16 protein-coding genes, 1 tRNA gene and 1 pseudogene are annotated in these 18,523 nt (G+C 48.8%); 14 read left to right on the forward strand and 4 right to left on the reverse strand.

Going from position 1 to position 18,523, the window contains the following annotated elements; genetic code table 11:
• The first annotated feature begins 514 nt into the window (after positions 1-514).
• From DU481_RS12545 to DU481_RS12560, 4 genes and pseudogenes are all read left to right on the forward strand, one after another.
• Positions 515-748, forward strand: coding sequence for a hypothetical protein (locus DU481_RS12545; protein WP_350135034.1), 234 nt, complete (start codon positions 515-517; stop codon positions 746-748).
• A gap of 44 nt (positions 749-792) precedes the next feature.
• A complete protein-coding gene (locus DU481_RS12550) occupies positions 793-1,902 on the forward strand; it encodes a replication initiation factor (RefSeq protein ID WP_350135037.1) in 1,110 nt (369 codons plus the stop codon).
• A gap of 2 nt (positions 1,903-1,904) precedes the next feature.
• A complete protein-coding gene (locus DU481_RS12555) occupies positions 1,905-2,252 on the forward strand; it encodes a helix-turn-helix domain-containing protein (RefSeq protein ID WP_350135040.1) in 348 nt (115 codons plus the stop codon).
• Positions 2,171-3,207, forward strand: a pseudogene (locus DU481_RS12560) (site-specific integrase). The gene DU481_RS12555 and the pseudogene DU481_RS12560 overlap by 82 nt, the downstream one beginning before the upstream one ends.
• A gap of 1 nt (position 3,208) precedes the next feature.
• Here DU481_RS12560 and DU481_RS12565 read toward each other — a convergent pair.
• Positions 3,209-3,284: transfer RNA gene (locus DU481_RS12565), tRNA-Asn, on the reverse strand.
• A gap of 504 nt (positions 3,285-3,788) precedes the next feature.
• Here DU481_RS12565 and smbP point away from each other — a divergent pair.
• Entirely contained in the window at positions 3,789-4,133 is a 345-nt protein-coding gene (smbP, locus tag DU481_RS12570; RefSeq protein WP_090320841.1) for a small metal-binding protein SmbP, read from the forward strand.
• 49 nt (positions 4,134-4,182) lie between these two features.
• Here the strand turns inward: smbP and hemH are convergent, their stop codons facing one another.
• Complete coding sequence (gene hemH / locus DU481_RS12575; protein ID WP_350135043.1) at positions 4,183-5,268, reverse strand: ferrochelatase; 1,086 nt, start codon at positions 5,266-5,268, stop codon at positions 4,183-4,185.
• Positions 5,269-5,300: 32 nt separating this feature from the next.
• On the reverse strand, positions 5,301-6,320 hold the full coding sequence (gene hrcA / locus DU481_RS12580; protein ID WP_090320847.1) for a heat-inducible transcriptional repressor HrcA: 1,020 nt from the start codon (positions 6,318-6,320) through the stop codon (positions 5,301-5,303).
• A gap of 305 nt (positions 6,321-6,625) precedes the next feature.
• Between hrcA and DU481_RS12585 the strand changes: the two genes are divergently transcribed.
• Positions 6,626-7,498 (forward strand): NAD kinase, encoded by an 873-nt coding sequence (locus DU481_RS12585; RefSeq protein WP_090320853.1) that lies wholly within the window; start codon positions 6,626-6,628, stop codon positions 7,496-7,498.
• A gap of 16 nt (positions 7,499-7,514) precedes the next feature.
• On the forward strand, positions 7,515-9,194 hold the full coding sequence (recN, locus tag DU481_RS12590) for a DNA repair protein RecN (protein ID WP_350135047.1): 1,680 nt from the start codon (positions 7,515-7,517) through the stop codon (positions 9,192-9,194).
• A gap of 2 nt (positions 9,195-9,196) precedes the next feature.
• On the opposite strand, the gene DU481_RS12595 is transcribed toward recN, so the two are convergent.
• On the reverse strand, positions 9,197-10,750 hold the full coding sequence (locus tag DU481_RS12595; RefSeq protein WP_350135050.1) for a fused MFS/spermidine synthase: 1,554 nt from the start codon (positions 10,748-10,750) through the stop codon (positions 9,197-9,199).
• Positions 10,751-11,055: 305 nt separating this feature from the next.
• On the opposite strand from DU481_RS12595, the gene DU481_RS12600 reads away from it, so the two are divergent.
• From DU481_RS12600 to DU481_RS12630, 7 genes are all read left to right on the forward strand, one after another.
• Positions 11,056-11,796 (forward strand): hypothetical protein, encoded by a 741-nt coding sequence (locus DU481_RS12600; RefSeq protein ID WP_350135053.1) that lies wholly within the window; start codon positions 11,056-11,058, stop codon positions 11,794-11,796.
• Positions 11,797-11,995: 199 nt separating this feature from the next.
• On the forward strand, positions 11,996-12,454 hold the full coding sequence (locus tag DU481_RS12605) for a hypothetical protein (protein WP_350135056.1): 459 nt from the start codon (positions 11,996-11,998) through the stop codon (positions 12,452-12,454).
• Positions 12,455-12,512: 58 nt separating this feature from the next.
• Complete coding sequence (locus DU481_RS12610) at positions 12,513-13,019, forward strand: TlpA disulfide reductase family protein (RefSeq protein ID WP_350135059.1); 507 nt, start codon at positions 12,513-12,515, stop codon at positions 13,017-13,019.
• A gap of 13 nt (positions 13,020-13,032) precedes the next feature.
• Entirely contained in the window at positions 13,033-13,278 is a 246-nt protein-coding gene (locus DU481_RS12615) for a DUF4266 domain-containing protein (RefSeq protein WP_256206262.1), read from the forward strand.
• A 38-nt stretch (positions 13,279-13,316) separates the two neighbouring features.
• A complete protein-coding gene (locus DU481_RS12620; RefSeq protein WP_350135062.1) occupies positions 13,317-16,025 on the forward strand; it encodes a DUF3570 domain-containing protein in 2,709 nt (902 codons plus the stop codon).
• Positions 16,026-16,085: 60 nt separating this feature from the next.
• Positions 16,086-17,000, forward strand: coding sequence for an FAD:protein FMN transferase (locus DU481_RS12625; RefSeq protein WP_350135065.1), 915 nt, complete (start codon positions 16,086-16,088; stop codon positions 16,998-17,000).
• 89 nt (positions 17,001-17,089) lie between these two features.
• The gene (locus DU481_RS12630) at positions 17,090-18,328 is read left to right on the forward strand and encodes a Tle-like phospholipase domain-containing protein (protein WP_350135067.1); all 1,239 of its coding nucleotides are present in this window, start codon (positions 17,090-17,092) and stop codon (positions 18,326-18,328) included.
• The last annotated feature ends 195 nt before the right edge of the window (positions 18,329-18,523 follow it).

Consider the following 18,523-nt stretch of genomic DNA (forward strand, 5'->3'; position numbering starts at 1 on the left):
TTCTACAATACCGTTAAGCCTCATAAGAGTTTGAATAATGCCACCCCTTATGAAATACTCAACGCTTATTTCAATCAACCTATCTGTAAACAACCCTGAGGTTTCTTACACCAAGATACATACGCAAGATTACAAACAGGTGAAACCCCAAATTTTTTTGATGATATTTCAAGACACCTAACCAGGCCTCCTATTCAAGGAAGAATTCGTTTTCCAGCTTTGTATTCACTTTTTGCAACGCTAGATTTATTTGAATGGTTGGATGATTTTACTGCTCCTGAAATTTTGGATATGTGCGATGAAGCGGGGCTAGATCGCTATCAGAATCGTATAGAAGATGAGAATTATTTAATCAAACGTCGTTTGGAGTATCGCAAGAAGCAGAAAATTGGCTTTTAGTCAATGCACTGAAAATCATTTTTGAGTGCATTCAGGTTCTTTGTTTTGATGCATAAAGTTCATATCCGTTGCGGCAAGCATTTCGCATGGCCGCCATGAATGTGAGATTTTTATCATGAATAAAGAAATTGACGTTTTATCGTGTGCTGTAACATACAATCAAACCGAATCCGCTGAGCCAACACGCAAGGCAACGCGCGAGAGCGCGGCCGCGTGGCGGGGTGGCGAAGTGGAACAAGATTTGGCGGATGCTTTGCATCAGTCCGAATCATCCTCAGAGGGTACGCCACTTAGTAACACAGTAACACAGTACCCAATAACTGCAATTCTGAGTATTTCAAGCTTCTAAGATTTGGGGTTGATAGTCTTTATCTATCCTATCCAGGTGAATTATTGCCGGAAGTGGATGAAGAACTAAAAGAACTGAAACAGGTAGCGCAATCGCCTGAATTGCATGAGCAAGCTTTTGCCCAATACCCTATCAATGAGCATATCTTTGAAGTAAAAAGCAGCGGCAAAGGATTCTTTCCTTATGTGCTGAGAGATAATGCCTTTCATATTCAGCTATCCCGTAGCCGATCTATTCCATTTGCCTATGTGCAGATCTCCAGCCAGTACCTGACGCATAAGGCTCCATTGGATGCAGAAAAATCCTTGCAACTTGTATTAAAGCGGCTTGGAACAATCGAAGAATCCGCCAATGTTAGCCGGATCGATCTGTTTGTAGACTTTGTCGCGTCGGAAAATATGGAAGGCTGGGATCGTCATGCCTGGGTTACGCGCGCTTCCGCTATCAATACTTATTCAGTTGAACGGGAATTCTCCGGCTGGATGATCGGGGCAGGGGGTGTTATCAGTTGCCGCTTGTATAACAAGACGCTGGAAATAAAACAATCCAAGAAAGCTTATCTGCTCGAATTGTGGCATAAAGCCGGATGGAATGGATACGATCCGGTATGGCGGCTTGAATTTCAATTAAAACGTGAAGTGCTCACGCAAAAGGGATTAGGCAAGCTTACCGAGGTAATGGATAACCTCAATGGCCTGTGGAGCTACGCCACCACCGAATGGCTACGGTTAACGCTACCCAACCCAGAAGATAAAACCCGTTCACGCTGGCCAATTCATCCATTATGGGGCTATTTATCATCAGTGGATTGGCAAACCGATAACAATCCCTTATTGCCGCGTTTCACTTCTGCACGGATTCCCAGCAATGAAATGATTTTCCGCGGTGCGCTGAGTTCTCTGGTTTCGTTTATGGCGCGCGAACAAATCACAGACTTCGATCATGGTTTTGCTGCCTATAAGTTGGCTTTCTGTCAGCATTTCGAAGAAAAGAGCTTCAATCTAGGCTTGTCTCGCGATGATTTTATCAGGGAAAAGATCGCCATCAAAGCGCGTCGGTTCAATACCATTCTGAATCGCGATATTGAAGCGGAGAATAAAACAAAACTGGAAAAAGATGCTGCCGCCTACCGGAAGCAGTCAGACGGTGAATAATAATGGATGAAATTAGCCTGCCCCTGCCTGCAATCCGATGCTTATCTAAAGAAGAAGCGGCGCAATATCTTGGTATTGGCGTTACATTGCTTACAGAGTTGGGAATTCCATTTATCAAGCTGGGTCGTCGTTGTTTATACGATAGGGTTGACCTGGATGCTTGGATAGAAGAATATAAGCAAGGCGAGCACGGGCGGGCTAAGAAGGAGGCAACATGGCCCAAACCCAAGAAGGTGTCTACCGGAGGCAGGATTCCCGCTTCTGGTGGATTGCAACAACGCTCCCAAACGGCAAACGAATACGCCAAAGCGCTGGGACTGAAAACCGGCAAGATGCCGAAGCACTGCTAGCCAAGATCAGGCTGGAAGCATTTCGAGAACATCATTTCGGCATTAAACCCCAGCGCTCATGGCAAGAAGCCGTAGTACGGTATCTCACAATCAAAGCGAGTTTGCGTAGTTTTCGGGATGTAAATCGGATTTGCCGGATGCTTGATCCCTATTTGGGAAGTCTCACATTGAATCAAATTAACGGTGACGTGATTTGGTCAGTGGTACAAGGCCAACTCAAGAAGGGTAATACACCGGCAACGGTGAATCGTTATCTGGCCTTGATTCGCAATTTGCTGAAAATGGCACGCGATGAATGGCAATGGATTGATAGCATCCCTAAAATTCGCTTATTGCCTGGCGAAGTGGAACGGGATCGGTGGTTGACCAGAGAGGAAGCAGATCGATTGATTGCGGCTGCACCTGAACACCTGGCGGCATTGATCCGGTTTGCACTGGCAACAGGCTGCCGAGCGCGTGAGATAACCGGATTGGAGTGGAATCGAGTCGATTTAGATCGACGCACGGCATGGTTGAATCGCACTAAAAATGGCACACCGAGAGGCGTTCCGTTAAATGCGGATGCAGTAGCCGTTTTACAGGAACAAATGGGTAAGCATGAGCAGTTTTGTGTTTTACTTATCGCAATCAGCCGATTCTATGGGATTTAACCAATACGGCTTGGGTGAATGCGATTAAGAAAGCAGGGCTGGAAGATTTTCGGTTTCATGATTTGCGGCATACCTGGGCCTCATGGCATCGGCAGGCTGGAACGAGCTGTGATGAATTAAAAGATCTTGGCGGCTGGAAATCACGCAATATGGTGGATCGTTATGCCAAGTTTGCGACTGAGAATCTAGCGTTTGCAGCGTCAAGAATTGAGACAGGAAAAGATCGAAAAGTAATTCCGTTGTCACGTTTCTGTCACGCTAAAGAGGCTAACCAGAGCTTTAAGCCAGCTAACTCTTTGAGTTAATTGGCTCCCCGACCAGGGCTCGAACCTGGGACCTGCGGATTAACAGTCCGTCGCTCTACCGACTGAGCTATCAGGGAATTGATGAGATGCGCATGTTAACGTTTTGAAGCCTTCCGGTCAACCATCAGATTACGTCTTGTTTGGAAATTTGCTTTGTTTTAATAGATTCGGCCCGTTATCGACTGAAAACCATATGCAGTATACATTCTCGTTATTCGTGGAATCAATCTCTTCGGGCTTCGCTTGCGATTTTCAGTGATCTGGTTGCGGGAATGTTTATTCTCTCTCATTGGGATGTAATCCATAGTTTGAAACACATACTCAATACCGCATTTTGCGGCAGATTACTTTATGGGTAGTTTTTTGCAGAATTGGCATCGAAGTTGTAAATATTCATGAGGACGAGCAATCAACGCTTGCCGCTCGCATACAATAAATAAAGAAATGGGTATATACTGGAATCTAGTGTTCTGGTCAGCTGGAGAAAATTAATGCTTCTTCAATAAAGCTGTTATCCAGTCACTTAGATTATTAAAAAGTATTCATGTTATCAATGTATTTTATATAAAGGAGCAATTATCATGCGTATTATATCTACAATGATTGTAACTGGAGCATTAGCATGTTTCATGAGTACTCCTGTATTGGCATCTGACGCAGGACATACTTCTGAGGCGATGGAGCACGCTGGAAAGGCGCAAGCGCATGGTGAAATGGGACATGCGAAAGAGTCCCTGAGTCATGCAAAAGAAAGCTTGGCGCACGCAAAAGCGGCGAGAGATGATCATGCGGCATCGCATAAGCATATGGATGAAGCGATTCAACATTTAGAAGAAGCAATCAAACATGCTGATATGGGGCATGGTGCGGAATCAGCTAAGCACAGCGAAGAAGCGATGAAACATATGCGCCAATCCGGCCATTGATGGTTTAAAACCGGTTTCCCCTCGAGATCGCTCGAGGGGAAATTAATCCTTAATCTTTAGCACCCAATTCCAACGCCAGTTTCCTGGATAATTTAGCAGCTTCCTCAGTGACTTCGATGTCCAGCCACCCTTGCAAGTGCGTGCTGGTAATATCGGCTAGCGCTTGAATCCAATCGCTACGTTCATTGAGGCACGGAATATAGTGAAATTCCTTGCCGCCCGCCTGTATGAATGTGTGTTTCGCTTCGATAGCGATTTCTTCCAAGGTTTCCAGGCAATCGGAGACAAACCCGGGGCATATCACATCGACGCGTCGCGTATGTTCCTTGCCTAGCTGTTCCAGAGTGACGGCAGTGTAGGGTGTTAGCCACTGAGCCCGGCCGAAGCGTGATTGAAAGCACACGGCATATTGACTGGCATTCAATTCCAGCGCTTCAGCTAGTAATCGCCCGGTTTTCTGGCATACGCAATGATAAGGGTCACCTTTATCCAGGCTGGCGCGCGGGGTGCCGTGAAAACTGATCATCAGCTTGTCAGGGCGGCCATGCGTATCCCAGTAGTCGCGGACATTTTGCGCCAGTGCTGCGATATAGCCGGGATCATCATGGTACTGCTTGACAGTACGAATTGCAGGTTGATTACGCATTTTGTTAAGCACTGCAAATACATTGTCCATCGCCGCTGCCGTGCTGCTGGCGGCATATTGCGGAAACAACGGGATGACCAGAATGCGCTCGCAGCCTTGTTGCTGCATACGGGTCAGTACATCGGCAACGGAAGGTTTGCCGATATTCATCGCATATTCGACGATGGGCGGGTTTTTAAACTTTGCCGCTAGCACTTCGCGTAAGTGTTCCGTTTGACGCTCGGTATGAACTTTGAGCGGAGAGCCTTCGGGTAACCAAACTTTTGCGTATTTTTCCGCCGAGGCTTTCGGTCTGAAAGGCAGGATAAAGCCATGCAAAATGGGCCACCAGATTAAGCGGGGCACTTCAATGACGCGCGGATTACTGAGAAATTCCTTGAGATAGGGGCGTAGTGCCTGCGCTGTCGGCGCATCCGGTGTTCCCAGGTTAATTAATAAAACACCGGTGCGATTCGGTGAGCCGTGCTGGTAAATGGATTGTGAAGTCATGATTATCAGTTTATTGTTTTTGGAGGAATAAATTAGTGCTGCGACAAGCTGCTGGAAAGCAGTTTTGCGGTAATATCGACAATCGGTATAACGCGCTCATAAGCCATGCGCCGCGGGCCGATGACGCCGACTGTACCGACAATTTCGCCTTCTATTTCATACGGTGCTGTCACGACACTGAATTCTTCCAGTGATGACACATCGGATTCGCCGCCGATGAAGATCTTGACGCCATGAGCCTGTCTGCTGAGTTCCAGTAATTGCAATAACTTGGTTTTGCGCTCAAATAATTCAAACAATTTTTTTAAGCTGATCAAATTGTCCGATAGATCATCGATCTGCAACAGATTGCGTTCACCTGCTAGAACCACGGCTTCGCTGCTTTCATTGATGGCGTCACCACCGGCTTCGATGGCGGCGCTCATCAGGCTGATCATTTCGCCACGCAATTGCTTTAATTCAGTATTCACACGGCCGCGAATTTCATCCAGTGTGCAGCCGGCATAATGCTGGTTGATAAAATTACCGGCTTCGATCAGATCCGACTGACTGTATGGGGTATTGGTAAAGATAATACGGTTTTGCACATCGCCTTCCGGTGTGACGATAATCAATAGAATGCGTTTCTCGGATAGCGCCATGAACTCGATGTAACGAAATACCGCGCCTTTTCGTTTGGGGGTGACCACGACACCGGCAAAGCGAGTCAGATCCGACAATAACTGCGATGCGACATTGATCAAGCGCGAAGGATTGTCCGGGTGCAGATGGTTTTCCAGATGATTCAATTCAACTTTGTCGAGCGTTTTGACGACCAGCAAGGTATCTACAAAGAGGCGGTAGCCTTTCGGTGTCGGGACTCTTCCCGCTGAAGTATGCGGGCTGGCAACCAATCCCATTTCTTCAAGATCGGCCATGACATTGCGGATGGTTGCGGGGCTTAAGTCTAATCCGGAAAACTTCGATAGCGCCCGGGAACCAACGGGCTGACCTTCATGGATATACCGTTCTACCAGTGTTTTTAATAAGATTTGGGCACGTTCGTTTAACATGGCATCATTCTACACGAGTCGGCTGGTTTTATAATTTGGTTATAAGCGGTGATTTTGCCTTATCTTATCTATGCTAAACTTTCCCGCTTGCCGGTTTGTCAATATGGGCCGGAGTTTCAGCATAGGTTTGGAATTTTTCCGGGGTGGCTCAACTTTTGTGGATATATATGTACGAGACAAAATTTTGCAAGCCTGGCCGCATTGTTTATTCACTAACTTGTTTTATTATAATGGTAATTCCGGTACTTACAGCCAATGCAAACCTCACAGGCAATATCAATCAAAGCAAGCGATTGTTTTAAGCTATGAATTCCCAATTCACTACCATTGCACTGATCGGTAAACATAAGAATCCCGAAATCGCGGTGCCGCTGTTGAACCTGGCCGAGTATCTGACCGCCAAGCATTATAAGGTCTTACTCGATCACCTCACAGCTTCGCAGATTGGCAGTGACCGGTATCCGGCATTATCCCTGGAAGAAATTGGCGCGCAAGCCGATCTGGCTGTGGTCATGGGCGGCGATGGCACGATGCTTAATATCGCACGCATGCTGGTGTCGTATGATGTTCCGTTGATCGGTATTAACCAGGGGCGGCTCGGATTTCTTACCGACTTATCGGTGGAAACCATGTTTGAAACGCTGGATGAGATGCTGGCGGGAAAATACACCACCGAACGCCGCATGTTGCTGTATGCGGAAATCATCCGCGATGGCGTGAGCGTCTTCGGCAGCCTGGCATTCAATGATGTCGTGCTGTATCGCGGTATGAGCAGCGGCATGATCGAGTTTGAGGTGAAGGTCAATAACGAATACGTGAACACCTTGCGTTCGGATGGATTGATCGTCACCACACCGACCGGCTCTACCGCCTACGCGTTGTCATCCGGCGGACCGATTCTACATCCCGGCCTGGATTTGATTGCGCTGGTGCCGGTTTGCCCGCACACGCTCAGTAACCGTCCCGTCGTGATCGGCCCGGATTCCAGCGTGGAGATCCAGATGCACAGCAGCGCCAATGTGCGTATTAATTGCGACAGTCATTCCTGTTTCGATCTGGAACAGACGGATAACATCATCGTGCGACGTTTTCCCAAAACGGTGCGTTTGCTGCATTCAGTCAACCACAGTTATTACCGCATGCTGAGAGAAAAGCTGGGGTGGAGTGAATTTCCCTGAATCACATTGAGCAATCATGCTAAAGCACCTGAGCATCAAGGATTTTGTTATTGTGGATCGGATCGAATTAGATTTCATGCCCGGATTCACGGTGTTGACCGGAGAAACCGGCGCGGGTAAATCCATTTTGATCGATGCCGTGACCCTTGCCCTCGGAGAACGCGGTGACGCCAGTCAGATCCGGTATGGTTGCGAACGCGCGGAAATCAATGTGACTTTCGATATCAGCCGCTTGCCGGGGTTACAACAGTGGCTGGATGACAATGATTTGCAGGGCGACCCAGATAGCTGTCTGATGCGCCGCATTATTGAAAACAGTGGCCGTTCGCGCAGTTATATCAACGGCCATGCGGTGACATTGCAGCAACTGCGCACGGCAGGCGAATACCTGGTTGCCATTCATAGCCAGCATGCGCACCAATCCCTGCTGCAAAAAGACGCGCAGCGCGAATTGCTCGATGCCTTCGCCGGTTGCACGGACCAAACGCGCGCGGTCAGGATGGCTTATCAACACTGGCAAGATTGCTATCAACAACGAATCGCCCGGGAACAACACACAGCGGAATCGCAGGAAAAACGCGAACAGTTGGAATGGCAATTACAGGAATTAACCGCGTTAAATTTTACCCTGCCGGAATGGCAAACACTGCAAGCCGATCATGGCCGGTTGTCGCATGTAGCGGCTTTGTTGGCAGCCACGGACACAGCAGTCGATGTGTTATCGGAAAGTGAACAAGCGGCGCTGGCGCAGATCAATAGCGTAAACAATCAGCTGCAAAATTTGCTCGAGTACGACAACGAACTTAAAGCCATTACCGATTTGCTGGATGCGGCGCAAATTCAGTTGCAGGAGAGTGTTTATGAATTGAAACACTATCGCCAGCGTTTGGATCTGGATCCGCAAGCGTTACAGGAGATCGAACAGCGGTTGTCGGCAATTCACACAGCGGCAAGAAAATTCCGCGTGCTGCCGGAACAATTGCCCTCACTACTTGAGACAATCGCCCAGCAACTGAGCCTGTTGGGTTCGGATGCGGATATCGGTCATTTGCAAGCGCTTGAAGCCGCTGCGCATGCCGATTATTTGCAACAAGCACAGGCCTTGAGCGTTGCGCGGCAAAAAGCCAGTGAAACATTATCCCAGCAGGTGAGTGTCGCTATGCAAACAATAGCGATGGCGGGCGGCGAGTTTTCGGTTGCGTTGATTCCCGTGGAACAGGGCACTGCGCACGGTCTGGAGCAGATCGAGTTTCAGGTGGCCGCACACAAGGGGTTACCGCTGCGGCCACTGGCCAAAGTAGCTTCGGGTGGTGAGTTGTCGCGTATCAGTTTGGCGATACAAGTTATTACCAGTAAGGTTGGAACGGTACCAACACTGATTTTTGACGAAGTCGACGTCGGTATCGGCGGGAAAGTGGCCGAGATTGTTGGTCATTTACTGAAGAAACTTGGCAGGGAACGGCAAGTGCTTTGTATTACCCATCTGCCGCAGGTAGCCGCGACCGGCGATCACCAATGGCAAGTGGAGAAATCTTCCGGACAATCAGATCATCAGCCGGTTATCAGCACGATCACGATTCTGGATCAGCAACAGCGCGTGGAAGAAATCGCCCGTATGCTAGGTGGTGTGAACATCACTGAAACAACGCGCCAGCATGCAGCGGAGATGCTGCAACAGCACGCGCAGCCGCTGTGAAATCAGCGGATAAAGTGATCGATTCCCAGTAATTCCACAATGAGTCGGCGGTACTGCTCGGACTTGCGTATTTGCAGCATCTCCAGCGGATTGAGATTATCCGTCAAGATCACACCCAATCCTGGATCAATAGCGATGCGGCGCTTTACCAGCCAGTCGCTTTGTACAGCTGACATGGCTTCATTGTTGAGTTCGAGCTCGCGGTTTGCGGCAAGAAAAATAAAATCGTTAAATTCCGTATCTGGTTCGGAAATAAATACCTGCTGATGCGTAAAAACCTGCGCCAAGGTTTTTGCGACGGAAGCCAGCGCTTTATTCTTACCATCTTCAAAAAATGCCACGAAATTCAGTGCGAGCAATCCGTGCCCTGAGAGCAGGGAACGCAATTGCGTCATGGTTTCAACAGTCAGCAAGTGGACCGGTTCCGAACCGCCGGTAAAGACATCCAGGATGATCAGATCGTAGGTATTGGTTAATTTGCGAATCTCATAGCGCGCATCGCCGATAATGGTTTGACCTGTCGGGGTGAAACCGAAATATTGACTGGCCGCTTCGGCGACAGCCGGGTCAATTTCCAGCGTGTCCGTCACAATGCCATGATTTTTCAAGGTCATTGCCATATGCCCGGCGCCCTGGCCGATCAGCAACGCCCGCTTCATGTGAGGTGTCAGCGCGGGTAAAATATCGACAATTCTTTGGTAAGTCAGCACATTTTCACCATGGCTGATCGTCGCCGCGCCAATGGTCGACGCATCCACGGTCAGCAGGCGAAAATTCTCTTCGGGTTTGTCGATGACGCGAACCCAGCCATACAGACTTTCGCGTTCAAACTGAATGCGGTTGGAATGATCGCCCGCGATGCGGTGCGCGGAATCAGCGACGCGCGGCAATAATATAATGCCGATAACCATCAATGCGGCGATAGGGGGCAGTGCAATCATCAACCTGATGCGTCTCCGTTCGAAATAAGCAACCCCAGCGGCCAGTATCAATAAGGCGATACCCAGACCGATGAAGATTTCACGCGAACCGACCTGGGGAAATAAATAAAAACCGAGAAACAAAGTGCCAATGACGCTGCCCACGGTGCTGACGGCATAGATAGAACCGGTACCGGCGCCGACGCCATCCAAACTGGCGGTAGCCAATTTAACGGCAAACGGCCCGATCATGCCGAGCATAATCAAACTGGGCGAGAACAATACCAATGTGCTGATAAAAACACCCATGCGCAGCCCCATGGCGTCGGTGGCGAGCAATATCGGCGCAGTTAACCACGGGATCACGAGTGTGAGTATTCCCGATAGTGCAATAATCAATGCCAACCCCGTCTTTTTTGCCCGATCCGCCCAGCGGCCGCCGACATAGTAACCCAGCGCCAGCGCAATCAATGTAACCGAAATGACCGAGGTCCAAACGTAGAGACTGGCGCCATAAAATGGTGCGATCAATCGGGTTCCTAGCAGCTCTATTACCATCACTGCGGCGCCGGTCAGAAAAACGGTGCAGTAAAGCCAGGCCTGGTTGAGTATCCGAGTGGGAGTGGAGTGATTCATTGTGTCACCTGTTAATCGAGGGTTCGCATGGGTAAACGGAGAGAAGTGCCGCGACAATATTCGCGGCGACGGTATTCTAGTGACAAGTTATGAATTTTGGAATGCGGCAAATTGCCGCAGCGGACTGGAGTTCCTATTAAATAAAGGATTGGATGTGGTGCGACAATTTGCCACATTGTTATCTGCTCTCCTAAACTTGATAATCAAAGACTCCTGCTCTATGCAGTGATTAAAAACAAAAAGCAAAATTTAAAAGAGCTAGGTTTAAGAAACATCAATATTCTATAAAATTAGAGGGAAGATATATGAAATTATTTGGCAAATTAATCACAACTACACTCTCGGCTGGATTGCTGATTGGCATGAGTACGAGCATATATGCTCACACAAGACTCGATGCATCAGCGATGGTTGAAGGAACTCGAGTTATCAATTATTTGGTGGCACATTCCTGTGGTGAGAATACTATGTTAGGAACATCGGTAGTTTTTCCTGATGGAGTTGATTCTACGGTTTTAGTTGATGGACAGCCTCATGGCGGTACTTTAAAAGATTTTTTACCAAGCTATGGTAATAACGCACAGCTTATATTTAATCGTTCTGCGTTTGATCTGATGGACGAAAAAACCGACTCTCTAGGCAATGTTGTCGGATTCTGGGCTGGTGGCGGAGTAGGTGTGCCGCACACACTTAATGTCGCAACTCAATTCAGATTGACTGCACCAACCATTGAACCAACTTCCTGTGCAAAAAGCGTAAAACTTTATATATCGATCGCAAATGTTTGTAAGATTACCGGAGTAGATCAATTTTCTACGGAAGGTGTTGTCGATTTATGGACGCATAATAATCTTGGAACTCCGTATGACCGTGTAAGTACGACTGATGATGGTCCGGCTCCTTGGACAGTAACAAGAGATTTGGTCAAAAATCCATTGCCTGAATCTTGTGGCGCTGGTGTCGCCGTTGAGGTGAAACCCTCGGCAGCACAGATAAACCGTGATATGCCGATCAAAGTGGATGGTACTCAGGTTTGGCCGAAGTAGCACAATTCTTTACGACAACCCACTCATCCTTCTAGTTTTGCATTGAGTGGGGTTTTGTTTGAATAATTTTTTAATTGCTGGCAGTGTCGGCGGGCGCACCGAGTAGAAAAAACGGCGTGTCTGCTTTTGCCGTTGATGAGAAGGATATTTTTTATAAAAATTATTTTACTGAGTAGATTATTAAACAAGGAGTACGATCATGCGCTATAAATTTTTCCAAAAAACAGTAACCGCTCTTTTCTGTATGGTTGTGCTTAGCCACGCAAGTGTCAGTAATGCTCACGATGCCGGAGCGACGATGGATCCCAATGGCACGATCGCAACTTTTACCGGCTATGCACTGGTGACTTGCTTTGACGATGGAAACGGTACTGCGGATAATCTGACGGCAAGTGTTAAAGATACTTCGTTGCCGCAAGAGAATCTGTTGGTTAATTTGCAAATTATTAAAGGAAATCGCGCCATTAGTACAACTGACCCGGTTTCTGGAGATGGAAGCTTTAGCCCTGAAGTCAGGGTACATGGCGGAAACGGTGTCTATCTATTGCTGGTAAATAAAACGAGTGCAGGTGCGCGATCGTTTCTTGTATCGTATCATTGCGTCACCGCGAGCGGTGCGCATACCGGGACGGATATAGTCGTTCAGCAATTTGAGTGATGATCTTCAGAAATTGATTGTTGTGGTGATGTGTTAAACTGGATAAGTGAATAGAACTATGAAAAAAATCAAACAGTCGTTTTTTATTATCGCGTTACTACTGTTGTGTAGCAAAAGCGCATTAGCGGATCATCTGGAACAGATATCCTCGGCTTGTGATTTAAAAACACTGGATGGCAAGCCGGCTTTGGCCTTACAGGAACTGAAAGGGAAAGTGGTATACATGGATTTCTGGGCATCCTGGTGTCCGCCTTGTGTCAAGTCCTTTCCATTCTTGAATCAACTTGAGCACGAAATGAAAGAGCAGGGGCTGCATGTGATTGGTGTCAACCTTGATGAAAAAGTTAAGGATGCGGAAGAATTTCTCACCAAGCATCCGGCTCACTTTTCCATTGTTGCGGATCCGGCTAAAACATGCGCCAAGGTTCTTGAAGTAATGGCCATGCCGACCTCTTATATCATTGACAAAAAGGGCAATATTCGCCACGTTCATCAAGGATTCCGTCCTGGTGAAACAGAAGAATTGCGCGCTTTGCTAGCGCAACTCGTCATGGAGAATCCCTGATCAGGGATTTTGAATGTTTACTCCGGCCAGTATGAAACTGACTCGGAATGCTGCCATTGCATTTGCATTCACCCTATTGTTTGGAATGACGGGTTGTGTGAGTGTCGCTCCTTGGGAGCGTGGCAATCTTGCTAAACCGCAAATGGACATCGATCCCCATCCCTTGCAAACCGAAATGCAATCCCATAATTACAGCAGCCGTGAAGCGGCACCCAGTCACAAATCGTCTGCAGGTGGCGGCGGCTGTGGATGTTATTAAACTGACTCCGACCGGGGTTGTTTTAAAGGTAAGTAAATTTGCAGCAGAATAAAAGACCCCGGTGCCAGGGCAGCGAGGAGCGATACACTTATCCTGAAGCACATTCTGTAAAGTCAAGCAGTCATACCCTACAAGCACTGACGTCGGCAGCATTGATGTTGCCCGGTTTACTGATATCAACCGGACACGCCGCCGGAACGGATCGGATCAATTTCCAATATAGCCGTTACCAGGAAGGCGAGCGTAATCTCTATGGTGTTCCTCAAAGTTATAAGCCAATTTCGGCCGATGTCTTACATGGCAGCGGTATTTTTTCGTTAACCGATCGCGCCAAATTTACGTTTGGCTATACCCAAGATACCTGGTCGGGTGCAACGCCGGTATCCACAACGCCACTGGCCACCAGCGGTGGTAATCGCCCGTATACGATCAATGGGGTTGTGGTGGGAGCATCACCGCTGCTGAATAGCAAAGTGCAGTTAGATCACGATCTGAATCCGATTGGCAGAGACCCGATTACCAAGCAATCAACCGGTGTCGTCGATACCCGGTCGGTATTGGTGATGTCATCGGCTTCTCCGGAAACCCGCCGTCAAGCCAACTTCGGTTTGAGTTATGAATGGAATGAAGCTGCAATTAATGTGGGCGGCGGTTTTTCCCGGGAGCGTGACTATCATTCGAGTTTCGGTAGTATTGGCGGGCGGCTGGACTTTAACCAAAAGCTAACCAGCGTTAAATTTGGTGGTGGCTATACGGATAGTCAGGTCAGTGCGATTCTGGATCCTGATTCATCGCCGTATATCACCAAAACAGCGTATGCCCAGCAAATCGTCAACCGCCGCGGCTCTGAGATTCTGAAGGGTGACCGGCAGGATTGGGTGGCTAATACCGGTGTGACGCAGGTTCTAAGCAAGAATGCATTGATCGATGCCAGTATCGGTTATACGCATAGTAACGGATTTCTGGAGAACCCATACAAGGCAACGTCAGTTATCTTTATTGATCCAACTAAATTAAACGATAACTTGATTGTCGGTGATGTGCGTGCTTTGATCGAACAACGTCCGAACATTCGCAATCAAGTCGCCCTCAGCACTAAGTACGTGCATTATATTAGCCCGTTTAATGCCGCGATGCATTTGGGCTACCGGCTGTCGGTCGACGACTGGGGCGTCAATACGCATACCTTCGATGCGAGCTGGGTGCAGCCGCTGGGTGGCGGATGGACGCTGACGCCGCGGGTTCGCTACTATTCACAGGATTCTGCCAGCTTTTACCGGCCCTATTTATTTTCTCAACAAAATTACAGAAATCAGGAAGTCGATAGTTTCGGCCGGCAAGTGTGGATCGATAAAAAGAATCCTACCGTTCAGTACTACGGGAGTGATCTATCTAATCTGGTCGATCAGAACGGGAGTGCGGTTGATGGGTTTTCAGTGGATGCACAGCCGAAATTAACCTTATTCGACGCTGGGAAACTGCCTGCGCATTTTTCCAGCGATCATCGTCTGGCAGGATTTGGCTCGTTAAGCGGTGGTGTGGTACTGAGCAAAATACTCGGTAAAGGTGTCGCGCTGGAGGCGGGGTTTGAATACTATACGCGCGCCAGCTCCATGCAAATTGGCGGCGGGAATAACAGCTTTGCTGATTTTGATTACTATGTGGCGAATGCGGCGATAAAGTTTGATATTGAGCCGGATTCATCCATGCCAATCACAACTTCAAGCGGATCTTCCACCGCACACACGCATTCCTCCTTGCACCATCATAAGATACCGCCCGCTACGGTTATGTTTGGCCATATGCTCGATAAACCCGGCGATTTCATGGCAGGCTATCGATTCATGTATCAATGGACAGGCGGGAATATGATGCATGGCGCGCATAAAGCCAGCGATCAGGAGATCGTCGATCAAGGTTGCGGCAATACAGGATGTCAGTTTGCGCCGCAATTCATGGATATGCGGATGCATATGGTCGATCTGATGTATGCGCCGACCAAGTGGCTCAACGTGATGCTGATGCCGACGTTCATGGATATGGATATGAATTTACGCCAGCTGGCTGGGGCAAGGGTAGATGCTTCCGGTGCGCACAGTCATCATGGCGCAGCGGGTCATGAAAGCGGCGCCGTGGGCGATACCTATTTTTCATCGATGATCAAGCTGCTGGATATTCCAGGTCATCGTATGCATGTGAATCTGGGATTCAGTGCGCCAACCGGAAAAACGGATATCAAGATACGCCGTTCGTTTAACGCGGATGGCGGACTGATTCATTTCGGCATGCAGTTGGGCAGCGGCACCTGGGACTTCACGCCGAGTCTGACGTATCTGGGTGAGTACAACCGTTGGTCATGGGGTACGCAAATCAGCGGCATTAAGCGCATGGAAGACCGGAATCAATCCGGTTATCGCTTGGGTGACATGTTTCAGGCGACCGGCTGGGGTGGCTTGGACCTGGCTCGCTGGCTGACGGCCTCCGTGCGTGGTGTTTATACCTGGCAGGATGCGATACATCGCGACTTCAATCAATATAATGCACGCATCGGCCCGATGGATTTTCCGCGTAATTACGGCGGGCAATTCTGGGATATGGGGTTTGGCGTCAATGCGCAAATCCCGGGTGGACGTTTTGCCGGAAATCGACTCGGAATTGAATGGGTGCAGCCGATTCGCAGCGATTTTAACGGTTATCAATTGAATCGCCAGGGTATGTTGTCCGCAACCTGGAGCTATCAGTTTTAAGCTAGGATATATTCCTTTTCAAAATCCCGGACGCGCGCACCGCTTCCCGGGTGAAATCACATGGCGCATCTGAATTATTACCACTACGATTTTAAAGCAATGGGTTCCCCTTGCTCGATTCAGTTGTACGCGGGCAGTGCAAAAAAAGCGCAACGTGCCGCCCGGATTGTCATGGATGATGTATATCGCCTGGAAGCTAAATACTCCCGCTACCGGGCGGATAGTTTTTTATCCCAAATGAATCGCGTCGCGGCTCAAGGCGGTTGTATCCAAGTGGACGATGAAACCGCCGGATTGCTCGATTATGCGGCGGCTTGCCACCAGCAAAGCGATGGTTTGTTTGATATCACTTCCGGAATTTTACGTCGCGCCTGGGATTTTAAATCGGGAAAAATACCGGAACAGGAAGCCGTTCAGTTGCTACTGGAGAAAATTGGCTGGCATAAAATCAGCTGGCAGCGCCCGGTTCTGACATTTACGATTGCGGGCATGGAAATTGATTTTGGCGGCGTGGTCAAGGAATACGCCGTCGATCGCGCAGCATCGCTATGCCGGGATGCCGGTATCGAGCATGGTCTTGTCAACTTGGGCGGCGACATCAAAATCATTGGCCCGCACGACGACGGCAGTCCCTGGCACGTTGCCATCCGCCATCCACGCATTCCCGGCGGTGTTTTGCAGACATTGCTGCTGCATTCCGGCGCACTGGCCAGCAGCGGGGATTATGAACGTTGCATCACGCTGAATGGCATTCGCTACGGTCATGTGTTGAATCCTAAAACCGGCTGGCCGGTTCATTTTATGGCGGCAGTCAGCGTGATCGGCGAATTCTGTGTGGTTGCCGGTAGCGCATCGACCATCGGCATGCTGAAAGAAGAAGATGGCCCCGAATGGCTGAGTACACTGGGTTTACCGCATGTGTGGGTGAATGTACAGGGGGAATCTGGGGGATCGCTATTGGAAGCAGCGGGTTGATTTCACTTTTCAGTTACAATACGGGTATGTTCCATGCTGCTGCTAGTCAAATCGCAGACGCCCGATTAAAACAAACAAGAGAGCAATTTATGAAAGATTGTTATTTATTCTCATTTAGATTTATCAGTTTTTCCGCTCTGATGTTGGTTGCATCGATGGCGCGGGCGCTACCGGATGATTGTGCGCCTTTGACCGCATCGGTCACTTTTTTTGAGTCGAACGGACTTGTCTGTTTGCAGAGAGTGATTGTAAAAGACGATTCCGGCGAGCAATTGTACAAAGCCTCGTTGCAATGGCTGGGTGCGGATAATCCGAACCGGTTTATATTGTTAGGCACGGAATTGGACGATGCTTCCGAGCCGGACAGCCCGACTTTTTCGTTTATCAATGGCCAGCTGATACTGCCTAAAGTCGATCTCCCCAAGCCGAACGGCACGGAGCGCTATAACGTCAGTTTGAATTGGGTGACGGATAGCGATGTGGATACGGATGATGCTGTGTCAGTGTTTGAGCTGGCCACGGTTGCACTGTATGTCAATCCCAACTATGTGCCGAATGCCACTTGGAAGCCCTATGGCATGTTGCTGCCCAATGAGCGGCGAGCGGTTGATTTGCTGGCACGGTCGATTCCGTATGCGCAACTGGCCGATGCGATTTACGATTATGACAATGTGACGGTGGGTTCTTGGGATCTGATTGAATCCAATGGAAAAAGCTCCGGAATGGATGGCGGCGTCTTTAGAAACCGTGAAACCAATGAACTGGCGCTGGTGTTCCGTGGTACGGAAACTTGCGATTTTCCTTGCTCATTCAAGGAACTGGAAGATACCGCTAGTGACGCCTTAGCTGATGCGGCGATTGGAGCTGGCGTAGTGAGCGATCAATTCAAGGATGCGTTCCGATTTGCCCAAAGTGTGATCAGACGCAATCCCGGCGCTAAAATTACCGTCGCGGGACACTCGTTAGGCGGTGGATTGGCCCAAGCGGTTGGCGCTACACTGGGCTTGGAGACATTTGCATTTAATTCTTCGCCGGTTCCCGATCATTTCTTTGATACCTATCGGATTACGCTGCGCGCCGAAGAGCTCGAAGATCTGATTTTCGTCATTGCCGATGTGCACGATCCGGTTTCGAATACCGATAAAACCGGAAAAATATACTTGGATTCCCATCATGTCACATCGCCGATTCAATTTAATTTCGATCTGAAAGAAATGCTGTCGACCCGGAGAGTGGATCTGGAAGATTTACGCTTTGACCGGCATAGCATCAGCCGATTGACCAATAATGCAATCAATCTTCTGAATATCTACCGGGATGGCTGGTAAGCCGAAACTCATATCAATATAGCCCTGTCATTCGCTACGGATGGCGGGTTGCTTCCTTAACCGCTTGTTCTCTCGAAACCTCACCGCAAATTAAACCTCCGGCATTCTCCAGAGCCCGTGTCGTGGCATTCGGGAATGTGCCTGTGCACTGACGGTGCTCATTTGCAATCTTCTACCGGATTGTGTGTCTTACGC

The organism is Nitrosomonas sp. (assembly GCF_040240425.1).
Taxonomy (GTDB): Bacteria; Pseudomonadota; Gammaproteobacteria; order Burkholderiales; family Nitrosomonadaceae; genus Nitrosomonas.